Raw genomic sequence first — 7,452 nt, 5'->3', positions numbered from 1 at the left:
GTTTCACCTGTGATCGGGCCACCTGGCTTGATTGGATCTATATCAATAATTGGTGCTTTGCCATCAACTTCTTCTTGCGCTGTGCCTTCATTGCCTGCAGGATCTTTCGCAATTACTTCGACTACATCACCATCTTTTAAGTCAGGATTTGGAGGTACTTCCCAATGCCCTTTCGAGTCTGCAACTGTCGTAACAGTTGTACCATCTGGAAGTTTAACAATAACCTCTGCACCTGGCTCTGTTTCACCTGTGATCGGGCCACCTGGCTTGATTGGATCAATATCAATAATTGGTGCTTTGCCATCAACTTCTTCTTGTGCTGTGCCTTCATTGCCTGCAGGATCTTTCGCAATTACTTCGACTACATCACCATCTTTTAAATCAGGATTTGGGGGGACTTCCCAATGCCCTTTCGAATCTGCAACAGTCGTAACTGTTGTACCATCTGGGAGTTTAACAATAACCTCTGCACCTGGCTCTGTTTCACCTGTGATCGGACCACCTGGCTTGATTGGATCTATATCAATGATTGGTGCTTTGCCGTCAACTTCTTCTTTCGCTATGCCTTCGTTGCCCGCAGGGTCTTTTGCTGTTGCAGTAACTTCTTCGCCATCTTTTAAGTTACCTGGATTTGGTACAGACCAATTACCTTTTGAGTCAGCAACAGCAGTCACTGTTGTGCCATCTGGGAAGTTAACCGTTACTTTTCCACCTGACTCTGTCACACCTGTGATCGGATCTTTTTGATTGATCGGGTTAATATCTATAGCAGGTGGAATACCATCAACTGTTTCAGTATCTTCTGGTGACGTATTACCAGATGGATCTTTTACAACAGCTGTAACTTCATCTCCATCTTTTAAGTTACCGGGATTCGGTACAGTCCAATTGCCTTTCGAGTCTACAATTGCCGTTGCTGTCGTGCCATCAGGAAATTTAACAATAACCGTTCCACCTGGCTCTCCTTCACCTGTAATTGGACTTTTTGGATTGATTGGGTGAATAACGGGTTTTGATGGTGGTGTATTGTCACCATCATCTTTGTTATCATCACCAATAGCTGCCCCAAGTGCACCAAGTGTTGCACCACCACCCACCCACGGCAGGAGCATTGCAACCATATCATTATCATGATAAAGCAATGGATCAACATCATCAATTAAGTGATATTTAATCGTATCTGTAATTACACCATCAGAATCAGTAAATTCTGCCCAGAAAAGTTGTCCTGAGTCATCATCAAATACAATATTATTATCTACAGTATTATCATTATTAAAATAATTTTGAATAACAATTATTTCGCCCGTTTTGAGAACGATAATTGCTGAATTTCCTTCACGAGCAAATTTTGCGACATCTTCTTTGGGAATATCGATAACCACAACGGAGTTTTCCGTTAGATTAATCTCTTTCACTTGACTCGAGTCTAAAGTTTGTAAAACCTCATGACTGGTCTTAGAAATAATCGAGATATTCGGCATAAATTAAACCTCATAATAATTATATAAAAATGGTTATTTCTAATTTTTCATTCTGTTTTTGTTCTTACTGGCTATGAAAAAACGAACTTTTTATAAACAACCACCAAAGAACTGTGATTTATATCACACTAATTGTTTTTTTTGTATACTTGACTATTATGCAAATGTTGGAAAAATAAGTCTCGCTCACACTTCCAAAGAAAATAAAATTAAAATCAATAATTTAAAAAAATTATCCTATCTTTTTTTTTGTAAATTCCGATACATAACAAATAGAAAACACTCCTAAAAAAACCCCAAATAACTTGAGGTTTTCAAAAAATAATTTTGATTTACTTCACAATTTTACGTAAATCTTGACTCAAATCTAAATATTTTTCAGCTTCAAAAGATGCATTATTACTGATTAACTTTTTCAAAAAACGCATATCTTTTGCTGCATTCACTGTAATACCACCTACGATTACACCATCCGCCACACCAAACAATATAAATGAAGATTCATCACGTTGTTCAGCATTCATTTCACCACGAGTAATCCATTCGTTTGCAGACATATCGCCGATAAATTGGTAGTTGATATTCAGCTGATCTGTCCAAAACCACCCAGGATTAATTGTCGGATGCTCAACACCCATGACATGACGGGCAAAAATACCAGCTTGAAGGTTAGCATTTTCCCACGTTTCAACACGGCGATGATTACCACAGTCACGTAGTTGCGATGCTACATCACCCGCAGCATAAATGTCTGGATTTGATGTTTGGCAGTTTTCATTCACTTTAATCGCAAAATCAACATCTAGCCCTGCGTCTACTGCAAGTTGTGCATTTGGCACAATACCAATGCCATAAACAACTGCATCGGCACGAAGCACTTCACCGCCCTCAAGGGTGATCACAATTTCTTCAGCACCTTGATTTTCTTCAATATGACAATCTGATATCGCTGTTGAAAGGCGTACATCTACACCGGCAAGGCATTGCTGTGCCAATAAAAATTCACTCAAAATACGTGGTGATGAACGCCCCATCACCATTGCGCTCATTTCAATCACAGTCACATCACAGTCTTTAAAACGTGCTGATGATGCAAGCTCTAAACCAATTACACCACCACCGATCAAAATAATACGACGACCTTTTTGAAGGACAGGAACTAAAGCTTGTGAATCTTCAAGGTTGCGTAACGTATAAACGTGTTTACCTAGAGCATCAAAGTTAGGTAAACGACGTGCAGCTCCTCCTGTTGCAAGCAACAATTTGTCATAAGCAACAACATCACCATTTTGAAGTTCAACAGTTTTCGCAGTCGCATTGATTTTTACAACGCCATTACCACAAATAGTTATCACCCCAAGATCTGCCAATTTTTCAGTTGAAAAAATTTCAATTTTGGTGTTTTCAGGTTTTAGAATCACATCTTTTGATAAGGGTGGACGCTCATAAGGCAGATGCGTTTCATCCCCAATTAAAATGATGTTGCCTTCGTATTTGTTGCTACGAAGTTCTAAAATTGCGCTCGCACCTGCTTGACCTGCACCTACGATAACAATGGTTTCGATGTTGCTCATAGTATTAACCTTTTAATTCTGCAGAAACAATGCCGAAGCCCGCAATCCACTCACCAATATCTTCATAGCAATGTGTGGTCATATCGTATTCACCAATTTCGTGAAGTGCAGCAAAGGCTGCCATCCATGAACGGACTTCTTGACCGCCACGACCACCATCACGGCGAATTTCATCTTCAGTCATGGCTTCAAGTGTGGTGAAATCTGCCTGTTTGAATTTTTCCAACAAGGCAATATCCCACTCAGGACTAAGGGGTACAGCCACAGAGGTATCACCTGCTGCTAACTTTTGACCCACTGCAATAATTTTTGCCTGACGGGCATTTCGTGCCTCATCTGTTGGGTTACGACCGGCAATTAAAAACTCTTCAACTGCTGGGGGTACTGAACCCATTTGTGGTGTTGGTGGGTCATGCGATAAACCACCCGTACCCAAAATCAACACACGTTCATTTTCAAGATTTAAAGATTTGATGAACTGCCCCACAGCACGACCCAAAGCCACTGTCCGCTTTGTGGTTGGCATTGGCGCAGCAGCACCATTGATAAAAATGGGAATGGTTGGATAACGGTCTAGTTTACCATTACATAGGAAATGCAGTGGTTGAGTCACTCCATGATCTGCCTGCATACGATATGAGTATGCAACATCAACCCCTTCATCTAATACACGGCGAACCAAGTCCAATGCTTTTTGTTCTGGCACATCAATTTTATTGTTCTCTTTTCCGTAATCCCAATCGCCTGCAGCTGTGGCACGAATACCCACACAGAAACTTGGCATTAAGTCATAAAAGAAGCCATTAAAATGGTCGGGTCCAAAAGTGATGATTAAAGTTGGTTCATAGTCTTTGACTTCTGCTGACAACCGTGTAAAAGCATCACGAACTTTTTGTTCCTGAGACTGATCCTGTGGTGAAGCAAATTCCATGAGCGGACTGTGCGAGGCACAAATGAGTTTAACTGGCATGTGAGACTCCGAAATAGAAGCAGTAATTGTGCCTCTTAATCCCCCCGCCGCCTCCTTTTTGAAAAAGAGTGATAACTTTCGAATATGAAATACCAATTAAAATTCGAGATACTCGCTTCTTTTTAAAGAAGGGTTGAGGAGAGATTAATCTGTTAATAGTTCAGTGAAAAATCATTCATCAAAGAATCCTGCGCGTGGTTGACGTAAACCACGAATGCCTAGACCACATTCCGCATTAATTAACACACCTGTGAGTGGGCGGTTATTGGCACGGGAAGCCAACAAGACGTATGAGCCTGTCATATCTTCAGGTTCAGGTAAAAAGCCTAAAGGCATACCACGACCAATCTTTTCTGGATCACGGACATCTAACAAACCGACATTTTCCTGACCTAATGATGCAGCACCTTTAATGTTGACATTCATACCCGATGGCGCTACTGCATTCACTCGTACTTTAGGCGCAAGCTCATAAGCAAGTTCTTTCATAATACCCACGCCAGCATGCTTAGATGCTGTATACACAGGACCTCCGCCTGCGGAGTACAGTGCAGAGTTAGACAAAGTAAATATGATAGAACCTTCAGAAGCGATCAATGCATCTAAAGCGGCTTTCGCACCTAAAATTAAAGACTTGGTGTTAATGCCCATAATTTCATCAAAAGCTTTTTCTAATTGCTCACCTGATGTATTCACGATATCTGCATAATGATCCCAGATACCTGCATTGCCAACGAAACAATCGAGTTTACCAAAGCGTTCTACAGTAGCATTTACAGCACGAAGATTGTCTGCATAGCTGACTACATCACCTTCAATAACAAAAACTTGATCACCAAAGTGTTCATTCAAAGCCAAGACTTTTTCTTTTGAACGTTGAAGAACCGCAACCTGTGCACCCTCTTCTATAAAGCGTTCAACTAAAGCCCAACCTAAACCAGAACCACCACCAGTGATCAGTACAACTTCGCCTTGTAGCCAACCCATGATTACTCTCCTGCCATTTCTACAAATAACTGACCATCTTCAACAATCACAGGGAATGTTTTGATTGGATCTGTTGCAGGCAAGCACAGTGCTTCGCCTGTTTTTAAACAGAAGCGTGCAGAATGTAATGGACATTCAACAGTACCATCATCTTCAAGATAGCCTTCAGACATTGATGCATTACCATGTGAACAACGGTCATTCATAGCAAAGAACTCACCACCGTTGTTAAATACTGCAAGTGCTTCAATACCATTTATGCCACATTCAACTTTAAGCGCTTCACCTTCGTCTAATTCATCAATTTGGCAAACAAAAATTTTATTCATTAGAAAAACACGCTCAGATTATGTGAGTTATAAGTCACCTGATCTAAGGTGATCTTACGGTTGAAGATCTGAAAGCCTTGTTCAGAATTGACTGTACGAATTTTGTCGTGACGCTTACCACAGTAAATAGTCACATCTTTTTCTTTCTGCGTGCGATACAACAAATAAGTCACGTAAACATCATATTCACCTTCAACATCAGTCGCTTCAACAATCACATTTGAAACCATGTGCGTTGTACGTGATGGAGGCTCTTCAGCCCACGCCATGCCTGTTTCTAAACGAGCAACTCGGCGTTCTAACAAGTCTTTAGTATCGTTAAATACCCAAGTCGTTGGTGGCTCAACTGAACGACGACGATCACGTGTTTGAGCGTTTGGAGTGGTACGTAAGGTATAAGAAATATCTTCTGCCAATACGCTTAACCAATCGCGGAATTTCCAGTCATCAAGCATTTTTGCTTCGCGATAAAGAAACTGACTGATTTGATAATGAAGTTCTAAACTGATTTGGCTCATTTCATTAGCCCCTTCTCATATTCATCAGCTGCTTTTTCTACATCTTCCCATTTTTCATGAATCAACAAATCTGCCCAACGACGGTACAAACCACGTGCTGCTGTTTCAGAAAAAATATAATTGGTAATGCCTGGAATGCCGTCTTCACGGACTTTCTCGTTACCCAAGCCCATTTCCATAATAAGTTGGTTATTACGTGCTTTATAACCACGAAGTACTTTTTGAATTTCAATCCAGTTTTCTGAGTCATCTTGCTCAAGGAAACCTGCTGGACCAAATGCACGAGTGGCTGAACGTTCAAATGCTTCTTTGACTTCTTGTGATGCTTCAGCATCTGCAATACAAAATGCCCAAACTTCAGTTTTATTTGGCCCACGTGGGTGCCATACACGAAGTGTTGCTGTACCGTTCAACCAAGACATGGTTGGGAACATGTTGTTGTGACCTGCCAAACGCAAAGCACGTGTTTCACCCAAACGCTCTTTCACTTCGTCAAAGGTTTCACGGAAATAATTGGCAACTTCACCATCAACCCAAACGTTTGCATCTGGCTTTTCAGTAAAGAAGAAACCTGAACCATGACCACGCGAACCGTATTGAACTGCATCTTTGGCTGTTTCCCAAACAGGACGAGCAGTTTGCGCAGCACCTAATTTTTTCGATGATTCATCATCTGGTTTTGCACCCAACACTTGAATTGCAGAGGCATGTGAAAACAAAGCGTGATATTGATCCGATGCAAACTGTTCAGCTGCAAATTTCCAATTACACTCAATTTCCCATTTGTGTACGCCACCAATGATTTCTGTACCGCCCGGACGACGATCTACCACACCATCTAAATACCAAGCGATATCGCCCATGTATTCCTCTAGATCGGGTGTGCTTTCATCCCAACAACCGAAAATTAAACCTTTGTAGGATTTAACACGATTGACTTCGACTAGACCCCACTTCTCTTTGCATGCACCTTGTGGGAATGCACGATCTTCTAGTGGAATGTCTTTCAGTGAACCATCAACACCATATGACCAACCGTGATATGGACAAGTGAATGCGCGGGTATTACCACAGTCTGCAAAACTCACACGCATAGAACGATGACGGCATTGGTTTAATAATGCTTTGATTGAGCCATCTTTTTGACGCACCACGATAATCGGATCTTCACCCATATAGGTATTGAAGAAATCACCCGCTTTTGGAATTTGGCTTTCATGGCAAAGAAATAACCAAGTACGACCAAATACACGCTCAAGTTCCAGTTCATATAAATCTGGATCTGTATAAATGGACGGAGAAATACGGCCATTTTGTGCATCGACTAAAGCATCAATCTCACGCACATCAATTTTTTTACTCATGAAAGCTCTCCTGCGACAACCGTGGGGTCACAAACAAATTGACTCAACTTTGCACAGATCATCGCTTTTGAGGGGAGCTTTAGGGAAATATTTATTTTGTTTCAATTAAGATATTTTATGGATTACTACATTCATTATTTTCTATATAAAATTTTAAACATAAGTGAGAACTTCATTTATTTTCTAAATGGCACAATCATCTTCACGCCATACTTGTTTATAGATT

The 7,452-nt window shown here is 40.9% G+C and carries 7 protein-coding genes; all 7 read right to left on the bottom strand.

Annotation, left to right across the window (positions count from 1 at the left end):
* Window positions 1–1,484 (bottom strand): Ig-like domain-containing protein (locus tag ACK1JC_RS15640; RefSeq protein ID WP_409512797.1); only part of this gene is annotated, 1,484 nt, incomplete at its 3' end.
* 332 nt (window positions 1,485–1,816) lie between these two features.
* Entirely contained in the window at window positions 1,817–3,058 is a 1,242-nt protein-coding gene (gene hcaD, locus ACK1JC_RS15635; protein WP_409512796.1) for a 3-phenylpropionate/cinnamic acid dioxygenase ferredoxin--NAD(+) reductase subunit, read from the bottom strand.
* Window positions 3,059–3,062: 4 nt separating this feature from the next.
* Entirely contained in the window at window positions 3,063–4,028 is a 966-nt protein-coding gene (locus tag ACK1JC_RS15630) for a 3-carboxyethylcatechol 2,3-dioxygenase (RefSeq protein WP_409512795.1), read from the bottom strand.
* A gap of 171 nt (window positions 4,029–4,199) precedes the next feature.
* Complete coding sequence (hcaB, locus tag ACK1JC_RS15625; RefSeq protein ID WP_409512794.1) at window positions 4,200–5,015, bottom strand: 3-phenylpropionate-dihydrodiol/cinnamic acid-dihydrodiol dehydrogenase; 816 nt, start codon at window positions 5,013–5,015, stop codon at window positions 4,200–4,202.
* A 2-nt stretch (window positions 5,016–5,017) separates the two neighbouring features.
* Window positions 5,018–5,344, bottom strand: a complete 327-nt coding sequence (gene hcaC, locus ACK1JC_RS15620; RefSeq protein WP_409512793.1) for a 3-phenylpropionate/cinnamic acid dioxygenase ferredoxin subunit — start codon at window positions 5,342–5,344, stop codon at window positions 5,018–5,020.
* Complete coding sequence (gene hcaF / locus ACK1JC_RS15615) at window positions 5,344–5,862, bottom strand: 3-phenylpropionate/cinnamic acid dioxygenase subunit beta (protein WP_409512792.1); 519 nt, start codon at window positions 5,860–5,862, stop codon at window positions 5,344–5,346. Before hcaF ends, hcaC begins: the two co-directional genes overlap by 1 nt.
* The gene (gene hcaE, locus ACK1JC_RS15610; protein WP_409512791.1) at window positions 5,859–7,226 is read right to left on the bottom strand and encodes a 3-phenylpropionate/cinnamic acid dioxygenase subunit alpha; all 1,368 of its coding nucleotides are present in this window, start codon (window positions 7,224–7,226) and stop codon (window positions 5,859–5,861) included. The genes hcaF and hcaE overlap by 4 nt, the downstream gene beginning before the upstream one ends.
* Window positions 7,227–7,452: the final 226 nt, after the last annotated feature.

Source organism: Acinetobacter sp. TY2 (assembly GCF_046269225.1).
Taxonomy (GTDB): Bacteria; Pseudomonadota; Gammaproteobacteria; order Pseudomonadales; family Moraxellaceae; genus Acinetobacter.
Note: the sequence above shows the minus strand (reverse complement) of the source record. Positions and strands in the feature narration are given on the sequence as shown.